General features: G+C 64.0%; 23 protein-coding genes. 21 read left to right on the forward strand and 2 right to left on the reverse strand.

Features of this window, described 5'->3' with window-relative positions:
* Positions 1 to 445 precede the first annotated feature (445 nt).
* The 8 genes from QZ951_RS18470 to QZ951_RS18505 all read left to right on the forward strand — a co-directional run bounded on the left by QZ951_RS18470 (position 446) and on the right by QZ951_RS18505 (position 8,775).
* Positions 446 to 2,506 carry a sigma-54-dependent Fis family transcriptional regulator gene (locus tag QZ951_RS18470; RefSeq protein ID WP_293003292.1) on the forward strand — a complete coding sequence of 687 codons (2,061 nt, stop codon included), beginning with the start codon at positions 446 to 448 and terminating at the stop codon, positions 2,504 to 2,506.
* A gap of 264 nt (positions 2,507 to 2,770) precedes the next feature.
* On the forward strand, positions 2,771 to 3,880 hold the full coding sequence (locus QZ951_RS18475; RefSeq protein WP_293003295.1) for an S-(hydroxymethyl)glutathione dehydrogenase/class III alcohol dehydrogenase: 1,110 nt from the start codon (positions 2,771 to 2,773) through the stop codon (positions 3,878 to 3,880).
* Complete coding sequence (gene fghA, locus QZ951_RS18480; RefSeq protein WP_293003297.1) at positions 3,880 to 4,731, forward strand: S-formylglutathione hydrolase; 852 nt, start codon at positions 3,880 to 3,882, stop codon at positions 4,729 to 4,731. The genes QZ951_RS18475 and fghA overlap by 1 nt, the downstream gene beginning before the upstream one ends.
* Positions 4,732 to 4,967: 236 nt before the next feature.
* Positions 4,968 to 5,312: a cytochrome c gene (locus tag QZ951_RS18485; protein ID WP_293003299.1), complete on the forward strand. Its 345-nt coding sequence runs from the start codon at positions 4,968 to 4,970 to the stop codon at positions 5,310 to 5,312.
* A 214-nt stretch (positions 5,313 to 5,526) separates the two neighbouring features.
* Positions 5,527 to 6,477: a quinoprotein dehydrogenase-associated putative ABC transporter substrate-binding protein gene (locus QZ951_RS18490; RefSeq protein ID WP_293003301.1), complete on the forward strand. Its 951-nt coding sequence runs from the start codon at positions 5,527 to 5,529 to the stop codon at positions 6,475 to 6,477.
* 111 nt (positions 6,478 to 6,588) lie between these two features.
* Complete coding sequence (locus QZ951_RS18495; RefSeq protein ID WP_293003303.1) at positions 6,589 to 6,966, forward strand: hypothetical protein; 378 nt, start codon at positions 6,589 to 6,591, stop codon at positions 6,964 to 6,966.
* Positions 6,967 to 6,973: 7 nt separating this feature from the next.
* On the forward strand, positions 6,974 to 7,909 hold the full coding sequence (locus QZ951_RS18500; protein WP_293003305.1) for a quinoprotein relay system zinc metallohydrolase 2: 936 nt from the start codon (positions 6,974 to 6,976) through the stop codon (positions 7,907 to 7,909).
* Between the two features lie 5 nt (positions 7,910 to 7,914).
* A complete protein-coding gene (locus QZ951_RS18505) occupies positions 7,915 to 8,775 on the forward strand; it encodes a quinoprotein dehydrogenase-associated SoxYZ-like carrier (RefSeq protein WP_293003307.1) in 861 nt (286 codons plus the stop codon).
* 45 nt (positions 8,776 to 8,820) lie between these two features.
* Here QZ951_RS18505 and QZ951_RS18510 read toward each other — a convergent pair whose 3' ends face one another.
* Entirely contained in the window at positions 8,821 to 9,345 is a 525-nt protein-coding gene (locus tag QZ951_RS18510) for a DUF3280 domain-containing protein (RefSeq protein WP_293003309.1), read from the reverse strand.
* A 159-nt stretch (positions 9,346 to 9,504) separates the two neighbouring features.
* On the opposite strand from QZ951_RS18510, the gene QZ951_RS18515 reads away from it, so the two are divergent.
* On the forward strand, positions 9,505 to 10,431 hold the full coding sequence (locus tag QZ951_RS18515; protein ID WP_293003311.1) for an MBL fold metallo-hydrolase: 927 nt from the start codon (positions 9,505 to 9,507) through the stop codon (positions 10,429 to 10,431).
* Positions 10,432 to 10,454: 23 nt separating this feature from the next.
* Here the strand turns inward: QZ951_RS18515 and QZ951_RS18520 are convergent, their stop codons facing one another.
* Entirely contained in the window at positions 10,455 to 11,378 is a 924-nt protein-coding gene (locus QZ951_RS18520; protein ID WP_293003313.1) for a LysR family transcriptional regulator, read from the reverse strand.
* A gap of 131 nt (positions 11,379 to 11,509) precedes the next feature.
* On the opposite strand from QZ951_RS18520, the gene QZ951_RS18525 reads away from it, so the two are divergent.
* The 12 genes from QZ951_RS18525 (at position 11,510) to QZ951_RS18580 (ending at position 22,656) form a co-directional block, all read left to right on the forward strand.
* Positions 11,510 to 12,991 (forward strand): ribulose-bisphosphate carboxylase large subunit, encoded by a 1,482-nt coding sequence (locus QZ951_RS18525; RefSeq protein WP_366943985.1) that lies wholly within the window; start codon positions 11,510 to 11,512, stop codon positions 12,989 to 12,991.
* A 28-nt stretch (positions 12,992 to 13,019) separates the two neighbouring features.
* Positions 13,020 to 13,454: a ribulose bisphosphate carboxylase small subunit gene (locus QZ951_RS18530; protein WP_293003317.1), complete on the forward strand. Its 435-nt coding sequence runs from the start codon at positions 13,020 to 13,022 to the stop codon at positions 13,452 to 13,454.
* 70 nt (positions 13,455 to 13,524) lie between these two features.
* A complete protein-coding gene (cbbX, locus tag QZ951_RS18535; protein WP_293003318.1) occupies positions 13,525 to 14,430 on the forward strand; it encodes a CbbX protein in 906 nt (301 codons plus the stop codon).
* 11 nt (positions 14,431 to 14,441) lie between these two features.
* Complete coding sequence (locus tag QZ951_RS18540; protein ID WP_293003320.1) at positions 14,442 to 15,518, forward strand: class 1 fructose-bisphosphatase; 1,077 nt, start codon at positions 14,442 to 14,444, stop codon at positions 15,516 to 15,518.
* Between the two features lie 64 nt (positions 15,519 to 15,582).
* On the forward strand, positions 15,583 to 16,455 hold the full coding sequence (locus QZ951_RS18545; RefSeq protein ID WP_293003322.1) for a phosphoribulokinase: 873 nt from the start codon (positions 15,583 to 15,585) through the stop codon (positions 16,453 to 16,455).
* Positions 16,456 to 16,485: 30 nt separating this feature from the next.
* On the forward strand, positions 16,486 to 18,537 hold the full coding sequence (gene tkt / locus QZ951_RS18550; RefSeq protein WP_293003324.1) for a transketolase: 2,052 nt from the start codon (positions 16,486 to 16,488) through the stop codon (positions 18,535 to 18,537).
* Positions 18,537 to 19,289: an HAD-IA family hydrolase gene (locus QZ951_RS18555; RefSeq protein WP_293003326.1), complete on the forward strand. Its 753-nt coding sequence runs from the start codon at positions 18,537 to 18,539 to the stop codon at positions 19,287 to 19,289. Before tkt ends, QZ951_RS18555 begins: the two co-directional genes overlap by 1 nt.
* Before the next feature lie 15 nt (positions 19,290 to 19,304).
* A complete protein-coding gene (fba, locus tag QZ951_RS18560) occupies positions 19,305 to 20,369 on the forward strand; it encodes a class II fructose-bisphosphate aldolase (protein WP_293003328.1) in 1,065 nt (354 codons plus the stop codon).
* A gap of 235 nt (positions 20,370 to 20,604) precedes the next feature.
* Positions 20,605 to 20,868, forward strand: coding sequence for a hypothetical protein (locus QZ951_RS18565; RefSeq protein WP_293003330.1), 264 nt, complete (start codon positions 20,605 to 20,607; stop codon positions 20,866 to 20,868).
* Positions 20,869 to 21,277: 409 nt separating this feature from the next.
* A complete protein-coding gene (locus QZ951_RS18570) occupies positions 21,278 to 21,742 on the forward strand; it encodes a hypothetical protein (RefSeq protein WP_293003332.1) in 465 nt (154 codons plus the stop codon).
* 64 nt (positions 21,743 to 21,806) lie between these two features.
* The gene (locus tag QZ951_RS18575) at positions 21,807 to 22,199 is read left to right on the forward strand and encodes a hypothetical protein (RefSeq protein WP_293003334.1); all 393 of its coding nucleotides are present in this window, start codon (positions 21,807 to 21,809) and stop codon (positions 22,197 to 22,199) included.
* Positions 22,200 to 22,326: 127 nt separating this feature from the next.
* On the forward strand, positions 22,327 to 22,656 hold the full coding sequence (locus QZ951_RS18580) for a hypothetical protein (RefSeq protein ID WP_293003336.1): 330 nt from the start codon (positions 22,327 to 22,329) through the stop codon (positions 22,654 to 22,656).
* Positions 22,657 to 23,151 lie beyond the last annotated feature (495 nt).

Here is a 23,151-nt window from a genome sequence, read left to right on the forward strand (position 1 = left end):
CGAGAGGCTGCGCGAGCGTGCCCCCGCCGCACCTGATCTGGAAGCGGATGACGATGCGCCGGGTCTGTCGGCATCAGGCATGGCGCCCTCAAGCGCCCCCCAAGACGACGAGCGAGGCGACGGTCGCGACCGCGTTCATCCGCCGAGCAGCAGCCTCAGTTCGGCTTACTGGCTGGCCGTTCCGGAAGACCCTCATGACCCGTCGGAGCGACCCGAATCGGGCGTTCTGATACAGCGTTTTTCTGCAGCTTCCGTCAATAAACCGGCACACGGAAACCGATTGTTGTATGGCACTGACGACGGCGTTAGTCTTCCGACGTTTGGTGCTGCCCTGCCCACGATATCGCGTGCGGATGGCACTGAACGCACATGCATGGCGGGTGAACGCCATGACGATAATGACCTCGCGCCCACGGGCTCGATGGCGCGGCAGGAGGAAAGCATGTTGACCACGCAGAAAGCGGCGCGTCATGCATCGTTGGTCGAGTCTGCGGTGCAGGGCTTGGAGCCTGCCGCGAGCATTGACCATCTGGTGCGTGATTCCTGGACCCGTTGCATCCAGCACTATGCGCTCGACCCGCAGAGCCCGAAAAAGGCGACCGTCGTCGATCGACCTGAGCTGCAGGCGCGGCGCGATCAGCATGGCCTGTTGCTGTCGATCGCGCGGATGGAACTGCTCGGCCTGCGACAGCGGCTCGGGCAGAACGATTTCGGCATCATGCTGACCGACTCGGATGGCGTGATCCTGCATTACGTCGGCGATCCCGGCTTTGCGACCACGGCACGTCGCAGCGGGCTGCGCGAAGGCGCCGTCTGGAGCGAGCGTGAGCTCGGCACCAACGGCATGGGAACCTGCATCGTCGAGCAGCGCTCGGTGGTGATTCATCAGCACGAACACTTTCTGGCGCAGAACACCGAGCTGACCTGCTCGGCAGCGCCGATCTTCGACCAGCAGGGCCGCGTCGTCGCCGCACTCGACATCTCCGGCAGCTTCAGCCGTGCGCAGACGCACACGCTGGCGCTGGTCGAGATCGCCGCCCAGAACATCGAGAACCGCGCGCTGCTGGAAAGCTGCAAGCGCCACTACCTGCTGCGCTTCCATCGCCAGCAGGAGTTCATTTCCACGCCGGGCGAAGGCATCGTCGCCTTCGACGACAACGGCATGATCGTCGGTGCCAACCGCAGCGCGCTGGAACTGCTCGGCATGCCCGATCACCGCGCGCTGTGCGGACAGGCGCTGGAGTCGGTGTTCGACACCACGCTGTCGACGCAGATGCAGCTGGCCTCGCGCCGCGCCTTCCGCGCCGCGCCGCTGATGGCACGCGCCAGCCAGACCCGGCTGTGGAGCGCGATCCAGCCGCCGGAGCGTGAGACGCGCAGCGAGCCGGGCCGCCGCGAGCAGATCGAAGCGCCGCCGGTGTCGACCTGCGGGCCGCTGGCGACGATGGAGTACGGCGATCCGCAGATGGCCAACAACGTGCGGATCGTCCGCCGCGTCATCGACCGAGACATCCCGGTGCTGCTGCTCGGCGAGACCGGCACCGGCAAGGGCTGTTTCGCCAAGGCGATCCATGCCGCCAGCCGCCGTGCCGACAAGCCGTTCGTGACGGTGAACTGCGCGGCGATTCCGGAAACGCTGATTGAATCCGAACTGTTCGGCTACAAGGCCGGCGCGTTCACCGGCGCGACCCGCGAAGGTCATTCCGGCCGCGTCGTGCAGGCCAATGGCGGCACGCTGTTTCTGGATGAGATCGGCGACATGCCGCTGCCGCTGCAGGTGCGCCTGCTGTCGGTGATCGAGGATCGCGAAGTGATTCCGCTCGGCGGCTCGAAGGCGATCCCGGTCGACATCCGCATCGTCAGCGCCACCCATTGCGACCTGCTGCAGCAGGTGCGCGAGCGGCGCTTCCGCGAAGACCTCTACTACCGTCTGAACGGCCTCGCGCTGCGGATGCCGGCGCTGCGCGATCGCCACGATGCGCGCGAGCTGATCCACAACCTGATCCGCGAGGAATCGCGCGATCGCGGCGGCCTGTTCGACATCGAGGAAGCGGCGATGCGCCGGCTGCTGCAGTCACCGTGGCCGGGCAACATCCGCCAGTTGCGCAACGTGCTGCGCACGATGATCGCGATGTGCGAGAGCGATTGCCTGACGGTGGCCGATTTCGATGACGAATGGCTGTCCGGCGGCAGCGCCGTGGCGGCTGCGCCAGCGCCGAACGATGCGATCGAACTCGATCTCGAAGGCGACGACGTGCTCGGCGAAGCCGAACGCGAAGCGCTGCGCCGCGTGCTCGAGTGCTGCCGCTGGAATGTCAGCGCCGCCGCCGTGCAGCTGCATGTCAGCCGCAAGACGCTGTACCGGAAGATGTTTCGCCATGGCATCACGCGGCGCGAAGGCGTGATGGCCGACGCCGTGCAGGGCGGGTCCGAAAGCTCGGCTCGCGACCACGGCAGGACGTCCGCCAGTCGGCCGCGCAGCGCCCGGCCGGTCATGGCCGATTGAGCATTCGATGCACGCCGCGATGAGGCCCTTGAACCCGCGGCAGTACCGCTGCGCGGGCAGCGGCTGATTCGCGGGAAACCGTCACCACAACACCAGGACGCAGTCGGCAGCGCTCCTGCTCCGCGCACCGGTTCGAGATCGCGGCATCCATCGAACCGCGCCCGGCGTCGAAGCCCGATCGTGCCCTGACAGCAGTTCCGGCAGTACCGAACCATCGGGGCTTGACCCCAACCCCACAAAGCACAACAGAACAGGAGCAAGACCATGGATGTACGCGCCGCCGTTGCCTTCGAAGCCGGCAAGCCGTTGTCGATCGAAACCGTGCAGCTTGATGGCCCGCGCGCCGGCGAAGTGCTGGTCGAGGTCAAGGCCACCGGCCTTTGCCACACCGATAAATTCACGCTGTCCGGCGACGATCCGGAAGGCATGTTCCCGGTGATCCTCGGCCACGAGGGGGCCGGCATCGTCGTCGACGTCGGTGCCGGCGTCACCAGCGTCAAGAAGGGTGACCACGTGATCCCGCTGTACACGCCGGAATGCCGCGAGTGCGACTACTGCCTGTCCGGCAAGACCAATCTCTGCCAGCGCATCCGCGCCACCCAGGGCCGTGGCCTGATGCCCGACGGCAGCAGCCGCTTCAGCTTCCAGGGCAAGCCGGTGCTGCACTACATGGGCTGCTCGACGTTCGCCAACTACACGGTGCTGCCGGAAATCGCCGTCGCCAAGGTTCGCGAAGACGCCCCGTTCGACAAGATCTGCTACATCGGCTGCGGCGTCACCACCGGCATCGGCGCGGTGCTGTTCACGGCCAAGGTCGAGTACGGCACCAACTGCGTGGTGTTCGGCTTGGGGGGCATCGGCCTGAACGTCATCCAGGGCCTGAAGATGGTCGGTGCCAACATGATCGTCGGCATCGACATCAACCCGGGCCGCGAAGCCATGGCCCGCAAGTTCGGCATGACCCACTTCGTCAACCCGAAAGAAGTCCAGGGCGATCTCGTCGCCCATCTGGTCGAGCTGACCAAGGGCGGTGCCGATCACACGTTCGAATGCACCGGCAACGTCAAGCTGATGCGCCAGGCGCTGGAGTGCTGCCACAAGGGCTGGGGCATGTCGACGATCATCGGCGTGGCGCCGGCCGGTGCGGAAATCTCCACCCGTCCGTTCCAGCTGGTCACCGGCCGTCGCTGGATCGGCTCCGCCTTCGGTGGTGCGAAGGGCCGTACCGACGTGCCGCGCATCGTCGACTGGTACATGGATGGCAAGCTGAACATCGACGACCTGATCACGCACACGATGCCGCTGGAAAAGATCAACGACGGCTTCGACCTGATGGCGCGCGGTGAATCGATCCGCGGCGTGGTGCTCTACTGATGTCGGGAGCACTCGAAAAGCGCAGCGACCAGGCCTGCTTCGGCGGCCGCATGGGCTTCTACACCCATGCCTCGAAGGAGACCGGCACGCCGATGAAGTTCGGCGTCTACCTGCCGCCGCAGGCTGCGCATCGCAAGGTGCCGGCGCTGTACTACCTCGCCGGCCTGACCTGCACCGAAGAAACCTTCCTGATCAAGGCCGGCGCGCAACGCGTGGCGGCCGAACTCGGCATCGCGCTGATCGCCTGCGACACCAGCCCGCGCGGCCTGAACCTGCCCGGTGAAGCCGACAGCTGGGATTTCGGGCTCGCGGCCGGTTTCTATCTGGACGCCACGCAGGACCCGTGGAGGACGAACTACCGCATGGGTTCGTACATCAACGAGGAACTGCCGGCGCTGATCGAGGCGAACTTCCCGGTGATCGCGGGCAAGCGCGGCATCTTCGGTCACTCGATGGGCGGTCACGGCGCGCTGGTGACGGCGCTGCGCAATCCGACGCGCTGGCATTCGGTGTCGGCCTTCGCGCCGATCTCGAATCCGGTCGCGGTGCCGTGGGGCAAGAAGGCGTTCGGAAACTATCTGGGCTCCGACGAGTCCACATGGGAGCAGTACGACGCGAGCCTGCTGATCAGGAAAAATCCCTATCCGGGGCTGCTGTTGGTCGATCAAGGACTGGCGGACAATTTCCTGAACCGGGAACTGAAGCCGGAAGCGCTGGATGTCGCGGCGCGAGCGTCGGGTCAGCGATTGACCCTGCGCCTGCATGCCGATTACGACCATTCGTACTGGTTCATTCAGACCTTCGTCGCGGACCACCTCGTGCATCACGCGAGCACGCTCGGCGCGGTTTGACGCAGCATCGAAGACGTCGTCCGGCACGGACGCGACAAGAGCCGTTGACGCGGCACGCGACACCGTTCATGCGGTGCGCGTGCCCGTACTGCGGCCGCACTGCGAGAAGTTAAGGTCAGGTTCAGCGCCTGCAGCGCATACCGGCTACGCATCACTACTATCTGGAGGGTTTCAACATGCAGCACCGTTTTCTGATGTCACTGTGCACCGCCGCGGCACTCGCCGGAGGCTTTTCGATGAGCGCCTCAGCCGAAGACGCGCCGCTCTACACCGTCGTCGAGGGATCGCAGGTCGATGCCAAGACCTATGGCGGATTCAAGGCCTGGCGCGCCGCCAACTGTGCGCAGTGCCACGGCGCGAATCAGGAAGGCGCCGTCGGTCCGGCACTGACCGAATCGCTCAAGGTGATGACCAAGGCCGAGTTCGTCACCACGATCACCGAGGGCCGCCTCGCCAAGGGCATGCCGAACTGGAGCGCGAACCCGACCGTGATGAACAACATGGACGGCCTGTACGCCTATCTGAAGGGCCGCTCGGAAGGCAAGATCACGATCGCCCGCGTCACCCAGATTCCGCAGTAAGGGCGTTCCACGGCCGTCTCGATCGATCGCCAAACGTCGAGACGGCTGTCTGCCGCAGCCGTTTTCGTGGTTCGCATCGACCTCGAGGCGATGCCACGAACAACGGCACCGAGTTGCAGGCAGGCTTCAACGATCGTGCCCTCGATGGCATGACGCATACATCATCAGGTCTGCCATCCGGCAGGCCCGTGGGTCGGAAGAGCACGGAACGTCGATGAATACTCAGGTTTCTGGCGGCCATGCCGCCGTGATCGCATTCGCAGCGCCATCCTCGCGTCGCAGCCTGCTGCGGCTGTACTGGCTGATCGCGCTGCTGGCGATGGTCTTGGCATCCGCCGTTCACGCCGAGACATCGCCGGGGGCCGACGAGCCGCGCAAGGCGCTGCGCATCTGCCGTGATCCGAACAACCTGCCGTTCCAGAACGCGAAAGGCGAAGGCTTCGAGGACAAGATCGCGCAGTTGTTCGCCGACGAGCTGAAGCTGCCGCTGCAGGCCTACGACTACCCCGCCCGCTTCAATTTCGTGCGCAACACGCTGCGCTTCAAGCTGCCCGGTGACGACTATCCCTGCGATCTGATCATGGATCTGCCGGTCGGCTTCGGCGGCGGGGTCAATGTCACCAGCCCGTATTACCGTTCGACCTTCGCAATGGTGTTCTCGAAGTCGAAGTCGCTGGCCGGCATCACCAGCATCGAGCAGTTCCTGGCCTTGCCGCAGGAGAAGCTGGCGAAGCTCAAGATCGGCGTCATCGACAAGTCGCCGGCGGCTGACTGGCTGGCCAAGCGCGGCCTGATCGATCTCGGTGTGCCCTATCAGGCGCTGGTGGCCGATCCGGAGAAGAACTCCGGCCAGATCATCGAGCAGGACCTGATCGCCGGAAAGATCGATGCCGTGATCATCTGGGGCCCGATCGCCGGCTACTACGCGCGGCGCTACCCGGACGCGCAGCTGCTGGTGCTGCCGATGCAGTCCGAGAAGAACGTCAAGTTCGACTTCGAGATCGCGATGGGCGTGCGCTATGGCGAGAAAGCCTGGAAGCAGACCATCGAAGACCTGATCGCGAAGAACCAGTCGAAGATCGATGCCATCCTCACCGAGTACGGCGTGCCGCTGGTCGCAGCGCCCGCGGGCGGCGACGCCAGCAGCCCGGGCGAGCGCAAGTAACGGCGCGTTCCACGGCATCCAGAGCGCTTCATCCCGGTGCTGCAGCGACTGATCCGTGTCGCACGTCCAGTACCGACCCGAATCCAGTTTCCCTATCGAGAGATCGCCTCCATGCACGCATCCACCATCCGCGCGGCGCTGATCACTGCCGCTGCAGTTGCCGCCACGGCCCTGATCTCCGGCCCTGCCGCCGCGGCCAGCACCTACGACTACCCGACCGTCGACCGGATCGAATATGTCCACATGTGTCAGCGCGAGCACGCCGACAAGCCGGCGCAGGAAATGCTCTACAAGTGCTCCTGCATCATCGACAAGATTGCCAACGAGCTGAACTACGAGGATTACGTCGAGGCGTCGACGGCGTTCTACGCGTCGTCGATTGCCGGCGAGCGCGGTCAGGTCATCCGCAACGAGCGTGTCGCCAAGAGCCTCGCCGATCAGTTCAAGGAAGCGCTCGGCAAGTCGAAGAAAGCCTGCTTCGTGAACTGACACGCCGATGACCATGGCCAGCCGCGCGCTCATCGTCATGATGACCTGCGTGCTGGCGGGTCTGCCGGCCCACGCGGCCGGGCGCTTCGCGCTCGAGCAAGCCGCCGACGGCATCCATGTGCATCGTGGCCAGCAGGCTGAAAGCAGCCCTGAAAACGGCGGCGACATCGCCAACATCGGCTTCATCGTCGGCAAGCGCTGCACTGCGGTGATCGATACCGGCGGCACGGCGGCCATCGGCCGGGACTTGTTGATGGCAATCCGCCAGACCAGCCGACTGCCGATCTGCTACGTGATCAACACGCACGTTCATCCCGATCACGCGTTCGGTGACTCGGCGTTCAAGGACAGCGGCGCGGAGTTCGTGGCACATGCGAGCTTTCCCGCGGCCCTGGCGGCGCGGCGCGGCGCCTACCAGAGCCGTCTCGCACAGACCGTGGGCGATGTCGCCGACGGCAGCGACATCGTGGTACCGAGCCGCGTCGTCGCGGCCGATGACACGCTGCAGCTCGACCTCGGTGGTCGCACGATTCGTGTCCAGGCATGGCCGACCGCGCATACCGATCACGACATCACCGTGTTCGACGAACAGACCGCCACGCTGTGGACCGGAGATCTGCTGTTCGTCGACCGGATTCCGGTGATCGACGGCAAGGTCCTCGGCTGGGTCAAGGTGATCGAGCGGCTGCGCGCGCTGAAACCGGCACATCTGATTCCCGGACATGGACCGATCAACCGTCCATTCGAAACAGCCTTCGATTCAGAAAAGAATTATTTGAATGACGTTATTACCAAAATGCGCAGTGCAGTCGAAATGGGGCGTACACTGCAAGCGGCCGTCGACTCCGATTCCGATTCGGACGAGCGCGCGCACTGGATACTGTTCGATGATTACCACCGCCGGAATCTGACGGCGGCCTATACCGAGCTGGAGTGGGAGTAGAGAACATGTCGAAGAAGTGGAATGTCGGTGCCGCGCCGGCGCGTTTCCTGAGCATGATCTGCCTGGCCGCGGCCACGATGCTGCCGATGGCAGCAGCAGCCGCGGAAGCGCCAGAGGCTTCGCCAACGGCCGTCTGGCCGGGCATGCGGGTCAGCCTGTTCGGCACCCGCCCGATCAACGACAGTGCCGCGGATATCGTCGAACTGGTGGCGCCAAGCCGCGCCGAAGACGCCGCCACCGTGCCGATCGGCATCCACACCAAGCTCGTGCAATCGCCCGATCGCTACATCAAGAAACTCTACCTGCTCGTCGACAACAATCCCTCGCCGCTGGCCGCCACGTTCGAGATGACGCCGAACAGCGGTCGCGCCGACATCGAGACCCGCATCCGCATCGAGCAGTACAGCGACGTGCGTGCGGTTGCCGAACTGAACGACGGCTCGCTGCACATGGCTTCGCGCTTCGTGAAAGCCTCCGGCGGCTGCTCGGCGCCCGCCGGCAAGGACCCGAAGGAAGCGCTGCGCAACGCCGGCAAGATCAAGCTGCGCACCGACGGCCCGATCGAGGCCGGCAAGCCGGCGCTCGCGCAGCTGGCCGTCAGTCATCCGAATGCATCGGGGCTGGTGCTGGATCAGGTCACGCGCCTGTACGAACCGGCCTACTTCGTTCGCAAGATCAACGTCAGCTATGCCGGCAAGCCGGTGATGACGGCGGACGTCAACTTCTCGATCAGCGAGAACCCGAACTTCCGCTTCTACTTCCTGCCGACCGGCGAAGGCGACCTGCACGCGGAAGTGGTCGACACCAAGGATCTGACGTTCAACGGCGATGTCGTCGTCAAGCCGGATGCCGTGGCGGCAAACTGATGAGTCGCTGACGGTCGACGGTCAACGGCCAGGTCAGGCCCGCGCTCAGCGGTTGCCCTGGCCCTTGTCGATCATGCTGCGCACGAGATAGCGAATGCCACGGGCGAAGGACTGCGGATCGGCGCCGCGCAGCTCGACCGATTTATTGAGCACGCGTTCGCCGGTCCGGCCGTCCTCGATCTGCAGGTTGAGGTTCACGCCCAGATTGCTGACCTTGTGGATCCACGTGACCATCACGCGATCACTGCCCAGCCGCTTCGCGACATCGGTCGAGCAGCCGTTGCAGCCGAGGAAATCCTGCGTCGACTTCAGTTCGGCGATGAGCGTGGCCGCGGGTGCGAGATCGACCACGCGATACAGCCCGGCCTCCGCGATGGCCGCCCGCAGCTGGCGGTTGATCTCCGGCAGTTGCGGCGTGATCACGGTATCCGGCGCGGCTTCGCGCTGGTCGTCGATCAGCTCGAAATCGAGGATCGCGATCGTTTTCAGATCGCTGTCGTCGGCCGCGAGCGGCGCAGCAACGAGCAGCAGCCAGCTTGCGAGCAGACGGCGGATCAAGGGCGCGTTCAAGGGCTACTCCGCAAAGATGGGGACACGTGACTGTGCCGCCGGCGAACACGTCGGGCACCGGCGCGCCGCGCGATGATACGGCGAGTGCCTAGGCTTTCAATCGCGACGCGGCCGATGATCGCGCTGCTGCGTAGGGCCGGCTCGGCACTTCGATATCCGATGAAGCTGGCACAGCTGTCGGCGCTCTCCGCAGCCGTGACGCTGGCGAGCACAAGCCTGGGCGTGCAGGCGGATGTGCGCACGCTGGCCCCGGGCATCGTCGTCGATCTCGGCAGCCATGACGCCATCACACCCGCCAATCGCGGCGAGATCGCAAACAGCGGTCTCGTCATCGGAACGCGTGCGGCGCTGGCGATCGACAGCGGCGTGTCGCATGCCCACGGCGAACGGTTGCATCAGGCCTGGAAAGCCGCCACCGATCGGCCGATCGAGGCATTGCTGATCACGCAGCCGATCCAGGAATTCCTGTTTGGGGCCGGCGCGTTTCGCGAGCACGGAGTGAAGGTCATGGCCCATCCGGCGGCCGCGCGGCTGATGCAGCAGCGCTGCGAAAACTGCCTCACGCACCTGCGCGAGCTGCTGCCCGGCGGCCTGATGAAGGGCACGACGCTGATTGCGCCGGATCAGGCGGTGGCGCTGGATCGCGAGATCGACCTCGGCGGCCGTTCGCTGCTGCTGATCGATGCCAGCGCCGCGACCACCCCCGGCACGCTGGCCGTGTTCGATCGCGCCAGCGGCACCCTGTTCGCGGGCGGGCTGATTGTCAGCCAACGCATTCCGAGTCTGCGCGATGCCCACATCGATGCCTGGATCGCGGCACTCGACGCGCTGCGCACGCTGCCGCTGAAGCGGATCGTGCCGGGCTTCGGTCCCGTGGGCGATGTCCGCCAGATCGACGACATGCAGCGCTACCTGCGCGCGATCGACGCCGCCGTCCGCGCCGAGTACCAACGCGGTGCGAGCCTGCTGGAAGCCTCCGCCGCGGTGACGCTGCCGGCGTTTGCCGACTGGCAGCAGTACGCGCTGCTGCACCCGCAGAACGTGCAGTACCTGTACCGGCAGCTTGAAGACGCCGAGTTCCGCTGACGCAGCGCGCCGCCGCGTGCGCGTCAGCGCGCGAGCCCGAACATCGAATGCAGCAGCCGCTCGCCGCGTTCCAGCACGAAGGTCCGGAACGCGTTCGCCGCCGGCGACAGGCTCAGCGAGCCCAGGTTGACCACGTGCCACGCGCGCTGCAGCGGCAGGCCGTTGACATCGAGCATCACCAGCTGGCCCGCCTGCAGCTCCAGGCCCAGCGTGTGCAGCGACAGCAAGGTCAGCCCCATGTTGGCGATCACCGCCTGCTTGATCGTCTCGTTGCTGGACATCTCCATGATCGCCGGCGGCGCGATGCGCTGCTCGCGGAAGAAAGCCTCCATCGCCGTGCGCGTGCCCGAGCCGCTTTCGCGCACGATGAACAGCTCGCGGTCCAGACGCGCCGGCAGGATGCGGCGCTCGTTGACCAGCGGGTGATCGGCGCCGGCAATCACGGCGAGCGGATTGGCCGCGAATGCTTCGGAACGCACGTCCAGCTCGCGCGGCGGGCGGCCCATGATCGCCAGATCGATCTCGCGATCATGCAGCTGCCGATCGAGCTGATCGCGATTGCCAACCGTCAGCCGCACCTCGATGCCCGGGTAGTGCTTGCGGAACTGCGCCAGCATCCGCGGCACGAAGTACTGCGCCGTGCCGACCATGCCGATGGTGATCCGCCCGACCTGCACGCCGCGCAGCCGGGCGATGGTGTCCTCGGCTTCCTTCATCGTCGCGATCACGCGCCGGGCGTAGACCAGCAGGTATTCGCCGGTCGTGGTCAGGCTCATCGTGCGGCCGCTGCGTTCGAGCACCGGCAGGCCGACGGCCGTTTCCAGATCGCGGATCTGCATCGAGACGGCCGGCGCGGTCAGATGCAGTTCCTCCGCTGCACGGGCGAAGTTCAGGTGACGAGCGGCGACCACGAAGGTGCGGAGCTGCCGGAGGCTGACGTTGAGCATCAGAAATCCTTATTCGACGATGCAGATATCGTGAATTTACCTTATCTCACGACGCGCTTAAGGTTTATCGGCGATGCACAGCCCCCATCAGTAGCCACGTTCAAGAGGATGCCGCGATGAGCAACGATGCAATGACCAGCGACGACAAACAGATCACCGATGGCAAGAAGCGTTATGCCTCCGGCGTGCTCAAGTACAAGCAGATGGGCTACTGGCAGCCCGACTATGTGCCGAAGGATACCGATCTGATCGCGCTGTTCCGCATCACGCCTCAGGAAGGTGTGCCGGCCGATGAGTGCGCCGCCGCCGTTGCCGGCGAATCGTCGACCGCGACCTGGACCGTGGTCTGGACCGATCGCCTGACCGCCTGCGAGCTGTATCGCGCCAAGGCCTATCGCGTCGATCCGGTGCCGAACACCGGCCCGGGCACCAAGACCGAACAGCAGTACTTCGCCTACATCGCGTATGACCTCGACCTGTTCGAGCCGGGCTCGATCGCGAACATGACGGCCTCGATCATCGGCAACGTGTTCGGCTTCAAGGCGGTGAAGGCGCTGCGTCTCGAAGACATGCGCATTCCGGTTGCCTACCTCAAGACCTTCCAGGGTCCGGCCACCGGCATCGTCGTGGAGCGCGAGCGCCTCGACAAGTTCGGCCGGCCGCTGCTCGGCGCCACGACCAAGCCGAAGCTCGGCCTGTCGGGTCGCAACTATGGTCGCGTGGTCTATGAAGCGCTGAAGGGCGGTTTGGACTTCGTGAAGGACGACGAGAACATCAACTCGCAGCCGTTCATGCACTGGCGCGACCGCTTCCTGTACTGCATGGAAGCCGTGAACCGCGCCTCGGCCGCGACCGGTGAAGTGAAGGGCCACTACCTGAACGTCACCGCCGGCACGATGGACGAGATGATCGCCCGGGCCGAGTTCGCGAAGAGCCTGGGCTCCATCATCATCATGATCGACCTCGTGATCGGCTACACCGCGATCCAGACGATGGCGGTGTGGGCGCGCAAGAACGACATGATCCTGCACTTGCACCGTGCCGGAAATTCCACGTACTCGCGCCAGAAGAACCACGGCATGAATTTCCGCGTGATCTGCAAGTGGATGCGCATGGCCGGTGTCGATCACATCCATGCCGGTACCGTCGTCGGCAAGCTCGAAGGCGATCCGCTGATGATCAAGGGCTTCTACGACACGCTGCGCGAAACGCACACCCCGCAGAGCCTCGAAACCGGCCTGTTCTTCGAGCAGGACTGGGCGAGCCTGAACAAGGTGATGCCGGTGGCCTCGGGCGGCATCCATGCCGGCCAGATGCACCAGCTGCTGACCTACCTCGGCGACGACGTGGTGCTGCAGTTCGGCGGCGGCACGATCGGCCATCCGCAGGGCATCCAGGCGGGTGCGACGGCCAACCGCGTGGCACTCGAGGCGATGGTGCTGGCCCGCAACGAAGGCCGCGACATCTGGAACGAGGGTCCGCAGATCCTGCGCGACGCCGCCAAGTGGTGCACGCCGCTGAAGCAGGCGCTCGATGTCTGGGGCGATGTCACCTTCAACTACGAATCCACCGACACCGCGGACTACGCGCCGACCGCCACCGCCAGCGTCTGAACCGCCCCTACAGCCGGAGTCCACGACCATGATGACCAACAGCAATCAGCGAGTGACCCAGGGACAGTTCTCGTTCCTGCCCGACCTGACCGATACCCAGATCACCGCCCAGCTCGAGTACGCGCTGAAGAAGGGCTGGGCGATCGGCATCGAGTACACGGACGACCCGCATCCGCGCAACACCTACTGGGAGATGTTCGGCAACCCATTGTTCGACCTTCGCGACCCGGCCGGGATCCTGATGGAGATCAACAGCTGCCGGAAGACGTTCCCGAGCCACTACATCCGGGTCACGGCGTTCGATGCCACGCGCGGCGTCGAATCCCCGACGATGTCGTACATCGTCAACCGTCCCGCGAAGGAACCGGGTTTCGGGCTCGTCCGTCAGGAAGTGGACAACCGCTCGATCCGCTACACGGTCCACTCGTACGCCACCGACAAGCCGGAAGGCGAACGCTACTGATTTTCCGCCGCATCCGTGGCCCGGAGTTGGTCCGGGCCGCGGCTTTTTATCGAGATTGAAGGAGGCTGCCGTGGACGATGTGAAGACCGTAGACCTCCAGGCCATCGTTCGCGAGTCGAACGTCACGGCCGTGCTGGAACAGGTGGACCGCGAACTGGTGGGTCTGGCGCCGGTCAAGCGCCGAATCCGCGAGATCGCGGCTTATCTGGCCGTGACGCGTGCCAGAAAGCAGCTCGGGCTCGAGGCCTCGCCGCCGAGCCTGCACATGTGCTTCACCGGCAACCCGGGCACCGGCAAGACCACCGTGGCCCTGCGGATGGCGGAAATCCTTCATCGCCTCGGCTACGTGCGGAAGGGCCACGTCGTGTCGGTGACGCGCGATGATCTGGTGGGGCAGTACATCGGCCACACCGCGCCCAAGACCAAGGAAGTGCTGAAGAAGGCGATGGGCGGCGTGTTGTTCATCGACGAGGCCTACTACCTGTATCGGCCCGAGAACGAGCGCGACTACGGTCAGGAATCGATCGAAATCCTGTTGCAGGTGATGGAGAACAATCGCGATGATCTGGTCGTGATCCTCGCGGGCTACAAGAACCGGATGGACACTTTCTTCTCGTCCAATCCCGGCATGTCATCCCGTATCGCGCAACACATCGACTTCCCCGATTACACGCAGCCGGAGCTGGTGTCGATCGCGGGCAAGATGGTGCATCAGATGAATTACCGGTTCGATGCCGAAGCGGAAGTGGCGATGGGCGACTATATCGGCCGTCGTCTGCAGCAGCCGAACTTCGCCAACGCCCGTTCGGTGCGCAACGCGCTGGACCGCGCCCGGCTGCGTCAGGCCAATCGGCTGTTTGCCGGAATCGGCACCGACACCCGCAATGTCACGGCGGAAGATCTCAGCACCCTCGCCGCGTCCGATATCCTCGCGTCCCGCGTGTTCGATACGCCCGACTCCGCCACCTCGACCTGAAGGCCCCTGCCATGCAACTTGGACGAACGACCCTCTCGAAGTTCCTGATCGAGCAGTTGCATGAAGTTGACGACAACGGACAGCTCGCCGGCCTGCTGGTGGACGTGGCGGCCGCGATGAAGTCGATCGCGGCGATGACCGCCAAGGGCGCCCTCGGCGGCTTTCACGGCGCGATCGAGACCACGAACGTCCAGGGCGAGGTCCAGAAGAAGCTCGACGTGCTGTCGAACGATGCCCTGATCGACGCCTGCGAATGGGGCGGCACGCTGGCCGGCATGATTTCCGAGGAGAACGAGGACCCGATCCGGATTCCGTCGGAGTTCAAGCGCGGCCGCTACCTGCTGAACTTTGACCCGCTCGACGGCTCGTCGAACATCGATGTCAATGTCTCGGTCGGCACCATCTTTTCGGTGCTGCTGCACGACAAGGACAGCGAGCCGACGATCGACGATTTCCTGCAGGTCGGTCGCCGCCAGGTGGCTGCCGGCTACGCCATCTACGGCCCGGCCACGATGCTGGTGCTGACCGTCGGCAAGGGCACCCATGCCTTCACGCTCGATCGCGAAATCGGCAATTTCATCCTGACCCACGAAAACCTGCGGATCCCGGTCGATACCGGCGAATTCGCGATCAACACCTCGAACGAGCGCTTCTGGGAGCCCCCGGTCTCGCGCTACGTCGAGGAATGCAAGGCCGGCAAGACCGGCATTCGCGGCCGCGACTTCAACATGCGCTGGATCGCGTCGATGGTGGCCGATGTCCATCGCATCCTGATGCGCGGCGGCGTGTTCCTGTACCCGCGCGACACCAAGGATCCGAAGAAGCCGGGTCGGCTGCGACTGCTGTACGAAGCCAATCCGGTCAGCTTCATCATCGAGCAGGCGGGCGGCGCTTCCAGCCACGGCCGCGGTCCGATCCTCGACCTGCCGGCGGAATCGCCGCACCAGCGCGTGGCCGTGATCTTCGGCTCGAAGAACGAGGTCGAGCGCATCGAGCGCTACCACGCCGAATTCGATTCCGGCGTCGATCAGCCCTACATCTCGCCGCTGTTCAGCAATCGCTCGCTGTACCGTTCCGAAGCCATCTGATACGCCGATAAAACAGCTGCGGCGGCCCGCATCACCCGGGTCGACCGCCACGAGGAGAGCAGCCATGTCGATCAAGCATCCGGTCATCGCGGTGACCGGTTCGTCGGGCGCCGGCACCACCACGGTGATGAAGGCGTTCCAGCACATCTTCCGGCGCGAAAAGCTCAAGCCCGCCGTGGTCGAAGGCGATTCCTTCCATCGCTACGACCGCCTGTCGATGCGGGCCAAGCTCAAGGAAGAGGAGGCGGCCGGCAATACCCATTTCAGCCATTTCGGGCCGGAAGCGAACCTGATTCCGGAGCTCGAGGCCCTGTTCCGCGGCTACGGCAAGACCGGCACCGGCAAGGTCCGGCGCTACCTGCACGATGCCGAGGAAGCCGCCCCGTACAAGCAGGACCCGGGCACGTTCACCGACTGGCACGACCTGCCGGAGAACACCGACCTGATGTTCTACGAAGGTCTGCACGGTGGCTATGCCGACGAGAAGCACAACGTCGCGGCCGCGGTCGATCTGCTGGTCGGCGTGGTGCCGATCATCAACCTGGAGTGGATCCAGAAGCTGCACCGCGACCAGAACATGCGCGGTTACTCGCAGGAAGCGGTGGTCGACACCATCCTTCGCCGCATGCCGGACTACATCAACCACCTGTGTCCGCAGTTCTCGCGCACCCATGTGAACTTCCAGCGCGTGCCGACGGTGGACACGTCCAACCCGTTCATTGCGCGGGATATTCCGACGGCCGACGAATCGATGCTGGTGATCCGCTTCGCCGATCCGAAGGGCATCGACTTCCAGTACCTGCTGAGCATGCTGCACGGCTCGATGATGACCCGGCCGAACAACATCGTCTGTCCCGGTGGCAAAATGAGTCTTGCGATGCAGATGATCTTCACGCCGATGATCCTGCGTCTGATGGACAAGAAACGCCGCGCCTGACGCGCCCTCGCCTTCGACCCGACCGACACCATGACCCAGACGCTTAACGCGGCGCAGCGCCGCCGGCTTGCCAACGCCATCCGATTCCTAGCCATTGATGGCGTCGAAGCCGCGAAGTCCGGCCACCCGGGCATGCCGATGGGCATGGCGGACCTGGCCGAGGTGCTCTGGCGCGACTACTACAAGCACAACCCGTCGAACCCGAAGTGGCCGGACCGTGATCGCTTCGTCGTCTCCAACGGCCACGGTTCGATGCTGCACTACGCCACGCTGAACCTGTCCGGCTACGACCTGCCGATCGAGGAACTGAAGAAATTCCGGCAGTTGCACTCGAAGACCGCCGGCCATCCCGAATTCGGCATCACCCCGGGCGTGGAAACCACGACCGGTCCACTCGGTCAGGGCGTCGCCAACGCCGTCGGTCTGGCCCTGGCGGAAAAGCTGCTCGCCGCCCGCTACAACAAGGACGGCTTCAACATCGTCGATCACCGCACCTTCGTCTTCCTTGGCGACGGGTGCCTGATGGAAGGCATCAGCCACGAAGCCTGCTCGCTGGCCGGGGTGTTCGGCCTGAACAAGCTGGTGGCGTACTACGACGACAACGGCATCTCGATCGATGGCCACGTCGAAGGCTGGTTCCGCGACGACACTGCCGCCCGCTTCAAGGCCTATGGCTGGCATGTGGTCGGCCCAATCGACGGCCATGACGTGGCCGCCATCGCCGCCGCCACGCAGGAAGCGCTCGCACAAAGCGACAAGCCGACGCTGATCATCGCCCGCACCCAGATCGGCTGGGGCTCGCCGAACAAGGTCGGCACCGAAGAAGTTCATGGTGCGGCGCTTGGTGCGGCCGAAGTTGCCGCCACCCGCGCGGCGCTCGGCTGGGAATATGGTCCGTTCGAGATTCCGGACGACATTCGCGCTGCCTGGGACGCCCGCCCGGCCGGTGCCGCGAAGGAAGCGGCCTGGAACGCGCTGTTCGCGGCCTATGCCGCCAAGTACCCGCTTGAGGCCGACGAGTTCAAGCGCACCCAGTCCGGCCATCTGCCGAAGACCTGGCTCAAGACCGCGCAGGATCTGATCGCCGGCGCGCGCAGCGTCACGGCTGCCGTGGCCACCCGCAAGTCGTCGCAGGTCGCGCTCGAAACGCTGGTGCCGCAGGTGCCGGAACTGCTCGGCGGCTCGGCCGATCTCACCGGCTCGAACCTGACGGCGGCGAAGGCCAGCGCCTCGTTCCACAACGTCGGCGCGGTCGGCAACTACGTCAGCTACGGCGTGCGTGAATTCGGCATGGCCGCGATCATGAACGGCGTCGCGCTGCACGGCGGTTTCATTCCGTACGGCGGCACCTTCGCCGTGTTCTCCGACTACATGCGCAACGGCATGCGCATGAGCGCGCTGATGAAGCAGCGCGTGATCTACGTGCTGACGCACGACTCGATCGGCCTCGGCGAAGACGGCCCGACCCACCAGCCGGTCGAGCATGCCGCCGCCCTGCGCTGCATCCCGAACCTCGATGTCTGGCGTCCGGCCGACGCACTGGAAACGGCGGTGGCCTGGAAGGCGGCCGTCGAACGTCATGAAGGGCCGGCGGCACTGCTGCTGTCGCGCCAGAACCTGCCGCAGCAGAAGTCGACCGATGCCTCGGCCGATCTGATCGCCCGCGGCGGCTACGTGCTCAGCGAATCGGAACTGCCGCTGAACGTGATCGTGATCGCCACCGGCTCGGAAGTGTCGCTGGCCATCGCCGCGCAGACCCAGCTCGCCGCCCTCGGCATCGGCGCCCGTGTCGTGTCGATGCCGTCGACCAATGTCTTCGATCGTCAGGACGCCGTCTACCGCGCCTCGGTGCTGCCGAAGGGCACGCCGCGAGTCGCCGTCGAAGCCGCGACCTCGGATTCGTGGTGGAAGTACATCGGCACCGAAGGCGCCTTCGTCGGTATGTCGAGTTTCGGCGAATCGGCGCCGGCGCCGGCGCTGTACGAATACTTCGGCATCACCTGCGCCCACATCGTCAAGGCGGCGCAGGCAGTGATCGAGGCGCATGTGTCGACACCGGCGATCGAACTGTCGACCAACTGATGAGCACGCTCACGACCGCAGACCGCCCGTTCGATGCGGTGCTGTTCGATCTCGACGGCACCCTGCTCGAAACCGCGCCGGAGATCGGCGCCGCCGTCAGTCTGGCGATCGCCGAACAGGGACTGCCGCCGGTCGACATCGCCGGCGTCCGCTTCTTCATCGGCCACGGCGTTCGGCAGACGATCGCCAAGGCGTACGACACGGTTGCGCCCGCCGACACGTCGGCGGCGAAGCGCGAGGCGGACATCGATGCCGCCCTCGCCCGCTTCGAGCATCACTACGAGCAGCTGGCCCCGCAAAGCCAGCCGTTCGCCGACACCGTGTCGACCCTGACCGCGCTGCGCGCCGCCGGCGTCAAGTGCGCCATCGTGTCGAACAAGGAAACGCGGTTCGTCGAACAGCTGCTGGCCGGTGGTCCGCTGCCGGGCCTGATCGATCTGCTGGTCTGCGGCGATACCCTGCCGAAGAAAAAGCCGGACGCCGCGCCGATCCTGTACGCGGTGGATCGCTTCGGCACGCAGCTTTCGCGGACCTTGATGGTCGGCGATTCATCGATCGACGTCGCGTGCGCGCGCAATGCCGGCGTGCCGGTCTGGATGGTGCCGTATGGCTACAACGGCGGGCACCCCGTCGAGGAAGCCGGGGCCGATCGGATCATCGACACCCTGAGCGAGGTTGCCCATGCCTGTTCCGGGTCGGACCGTTCGTCAGTTAATCTTGCAGACGGACTCCGGTCCGGCCCTCACCCTTAAAAAGAGAATTCCGATATGGCACTGATTTCCCTGCGCCAATTGCTGGACCACGCTGCCGAGCACGGCTACGGCCTGCCGGCCTTCAACGTCAACAACATGGAGCAGGTCTCCGCGATCATGCAGGCCGCCGATGCCTGCGACAGCCCCGTGATCCTTCAGGCCTCCGCCGGCGCCCGCAAGTACGCCGGCGAACCGTTCCTGCGTCACCTGATCGAAGCGGCGATCGAGTCCTACCCGCACATCCCGGTCTGCATGCACCAGGACCACGGCGCCAGCCCGGCCTCGTGCCAGGCGTCGATCCGCTCGGGCTTCTCGTCGGTGATGATGGACGGGTCGCTGAAGGAAGATCAGAAGACCCCGGCCGAATACGACTACAACGTCCGCGTCACGGCCAAGGTCGTCGAGATGGCGCACGCCGTCGGCGTGTCGGTCGAAGGCGAACTCGGCTGCCTCGGCTCGCTCGAGTCCGGCATGGCCGGTGAAGAAGACGGCGTCGGTGCCGAAGGCAAGCTCGACCACTCGCAGCTGCTGACCGATCCGAACGAAGCCGCCCAGTTCGTCGCCGCGACTCAGGTCGACGCCCTGGCCATCGCCATCGGCACCAGCCACGGCGCCTACAAGTTCACGCGTCCGCCGACCGGCGACATCCTCGCCATCGGCCGGATCAAGGAAATCAACGCCCGCATTCCGAACACCCATCTCGTGATGCACGGCTCGTCCAGCGTGCCGCAGGAATGGCTGGCGATCATTCGCCAGTACGGCGGCAACATCAAGGAAACCTACGGCGTGCCCGTCGAGGAAATCCGTCAGGGCATCAAGCACGGTGTCCGCAAGATCAACATCGACACCGACATCCGTCTGGCTATGACCGGCGCCATCCGCAAGGTCATGGGTGACAAACCGGAAGAGTTCGACCCGCGCGCCTTCCTGAAGGCCGCCACCGCCGCCGCCAAGGATATCTGCCAGCTGCGCTTCGACGCCTTCGAAAGCTCCGGCAAGGCCTCGAAGATCAAGGTCCTCCACCTCGACAAGATGGCCGCCCGTTACAGCAAGGGCGAGTTGAACGCGATCATTCACTGATCGCTTCGCGCCACCGTAGCTTGAAAAAGCCGCTCGATCGAAAGATTGGGCGGCTTTTTTATTTGCCTTCAAGAACCAGCACGCGATCTATCGGCTTATCATCTGGCGATCGATTGCACCGCGACCAATCTCCGACTGCTCATAACGGGTTATCCGACAGAATGACGCCTAACTTCGTAGGAACGGTGTTATCCGACAAAGTTGTAGCTAATTGGCGTTGGGCGACACCAGAAACATGAGTCTCTATTGGCGCGTCTTCAACTTCCTCGTCCGCCGAGTTGTGGCGCTGGCATTCCTGGCTGGCGGCATCACAGTCGCCATTATCAACGGGACATCCCTTATGCCTGACGGTACCGTCAATGTAGAAGGCGCGCCAAGCACGGATATGGTCATGCGGCTTGTCGCTGTTGTATTGCCTCTAGTTGTTGCCGGGCTCGGCGTCCTGCTATTTCGTGTACCTCCATTCAATCCTGAGGAAAACCGCAATGTGCAGCGCTAGTGTCGCCCAACAAGCTGTTCAAGCCGACCGTCCTCGCCTCCGCTTCGCTCCGGCGCGGCCGGCGGCTTAACGCTGGCGTTGGGCGGCACTGAAACAGTAGTTTCTTTGAGTGGTGAGCGGCACTTTGACGCGTTGTGTTCTTGGGTGAGTTCTTAGTGTGCAGCTGTAGGTTGGTAGCATCCTTCAATGTTGTTTGTGCCGGGTCACCGTCGGAGCTTTTGGTTCGGTAACTTTGCGGTTTGGTCACAAGGAGCCAGTGTCCATGTCACATCAAGCAGTGCCGCTCATGCATCAGTCCGTTCTGCTGAGTTCAGTGCAGAGTTCCGGCGTAGTGCTGCCCAACCAGCGCTTTAAGCCGACCCGCGCGAAAAAGCTCGCGCGGTCGGCTTAAGCTAGGCGTTAGCCCCCTATGCGAGCACTCCCGCTATTTCTCGTTCTGATCATTGCGCAGCCATCGTCTGGCGGCGACTTTGACTACGGCACTTACAAGACCGCGCAACTAGCTGACGTCGCGGCCGGCATGGACTTCGACCCGCGCGCCAACTACTGGTTTGATGCGGCTCATGCCAAGTACCACGCCGTTGTGGTCTTCACTGGCAACACGCGCGTTGTTTCCCCTGGCGTCAAGACTTACATTGAGAAATGGGTCAAGACCATGGGCCATCCGGCTGCTTACCATGAGATGTTCCAGCATGAAATCGAGATCCGTCAGGGCTCTTTCACGTATTGGCTGCCCATCCAGCAGCAGCTTGTAGCGCCATTCGGCCAAGAGGTTCCGGCTGGCGCCAAGGTCAACCTCTATGTGCTTCTTATGGGCGCACTCAATCATGTTCCAGTGTTTGCGGCCAGCGAGTTCAATGCAGTCGGGGGCTAACAATTCATTCAAGCCGACGCCGCTACGCGGCGCGGCTTAATTCACGCGTTGGGCGTCTTGAAGCATGTCAGCTGAAGCCACATTCGCAAGTGAAGCAACGGGCGCTAGGTGCCACGCTCTGCTGCGGCAGGAGCATTGGTATCAGGGTGAGCTTTCCGCGCTATGGAACGTGCTCTTTGTTCAGGTCGCAGCAGATAGGTGGCTACGCTTTTTCTTTGATGCAGGTGTCTTTTTCTGGTGTTCCACACGGCAGCCAGACAGCATTCCTCAACAAGAAGCGAGCACTTATCAACTCACAAGCGTCATAGAGGCAACGCCACTTCTGGGGCAGGTCATTGTCAGCGTTGTCTTTACAGATCCCGACGCTTCGGTACGCGAGTTGGTCATTGAGTTCTCTGGCGGAGGCCGACTGCGGCTCACAAACGCAGAAGATGAAAACCAAGTGGTGTTCGTGTGAGCGCGCCCAACAAGGTGTTCCACCCGACGTATTTGCCTCCGCTGCGCTGCGGCAAATCCGCGGGTGGACCCGGGCGTTGGGCACCATGAAAGTGAATCAGCTCACTCGCGGCCAGGTGAGTCGCGTCATGTACATCGAGAACAAAGAGGGGTTACTTGAGGGCACGCACGCCAGAATCGGCTGGGTCGCCTTCTCAAAGTCTGGGCGCACCATCTACTACAAGGGCCGCTCACTCACTGCCATCGGTGGCAGAGGGATACGAGACAACTTCATGGACGCAGAGACACATGAGGAGTTTTGGGTGTCTGGTGTAAAGCAGCGGGGCACCAATGTCCATCCTGCGGAGTCAGCCTCCGTCGTGGTTGATGATGACGCCAAGCAGGAGTACGCACGTCTGCGCGCTGGTGCCCAACCAACGGTGCAAGCCGACGCGGCTTCGCCGCGCAGCTTAACCTGAGCGTTAAAGCGCAGAATGAATTGGCACGGGAGTACGGTGATTCATCTACATGATGCAACTCTTGAGCGTATCGAATTGCTGTGGAAAAAAAAGCTGTGCAGGTGCTTTGTTACGCCTGTTTACCAAACTGAGCCACGAACAGTCTGCCTCGAGTTTAGTCAGGTCAGTCAGGTTCACATTGAACATGCCGAGCCGTGGGGTCCGTCAAGCAGTATCTTGGAAACAGCCAATGAAGAGCACAGTTATGTTTTCAAGATGCAGTCCGGAGATAACATCACCGTCGTTGCCGCCGGGTTCGCTGAAGTTGCGCTCTAACCAGGCGTTGCAGCCGTCCCGTGCGAAGAAGCTCGCACGGTCAGCTGAACTTGGGCGTTGAGGCTGTAGAAAAACCGCAGAAATGGCATGAATCACGCTGCTGAATGGAGACTTCCCGGAGGCTTCCATGGCGCGCTACAAGCCTGTTGATCTGCATCTCTCGAAACTGTTGCCGGTGAA

The sequence above is a fragment of the Nevskia sp. genome, from assembly GCF_021732705.1.
GTDB lineage: Bacteria > Pseudomonadota > Gammaproteobacteria > Nevskiales > Nevskiaceae > Nevskia.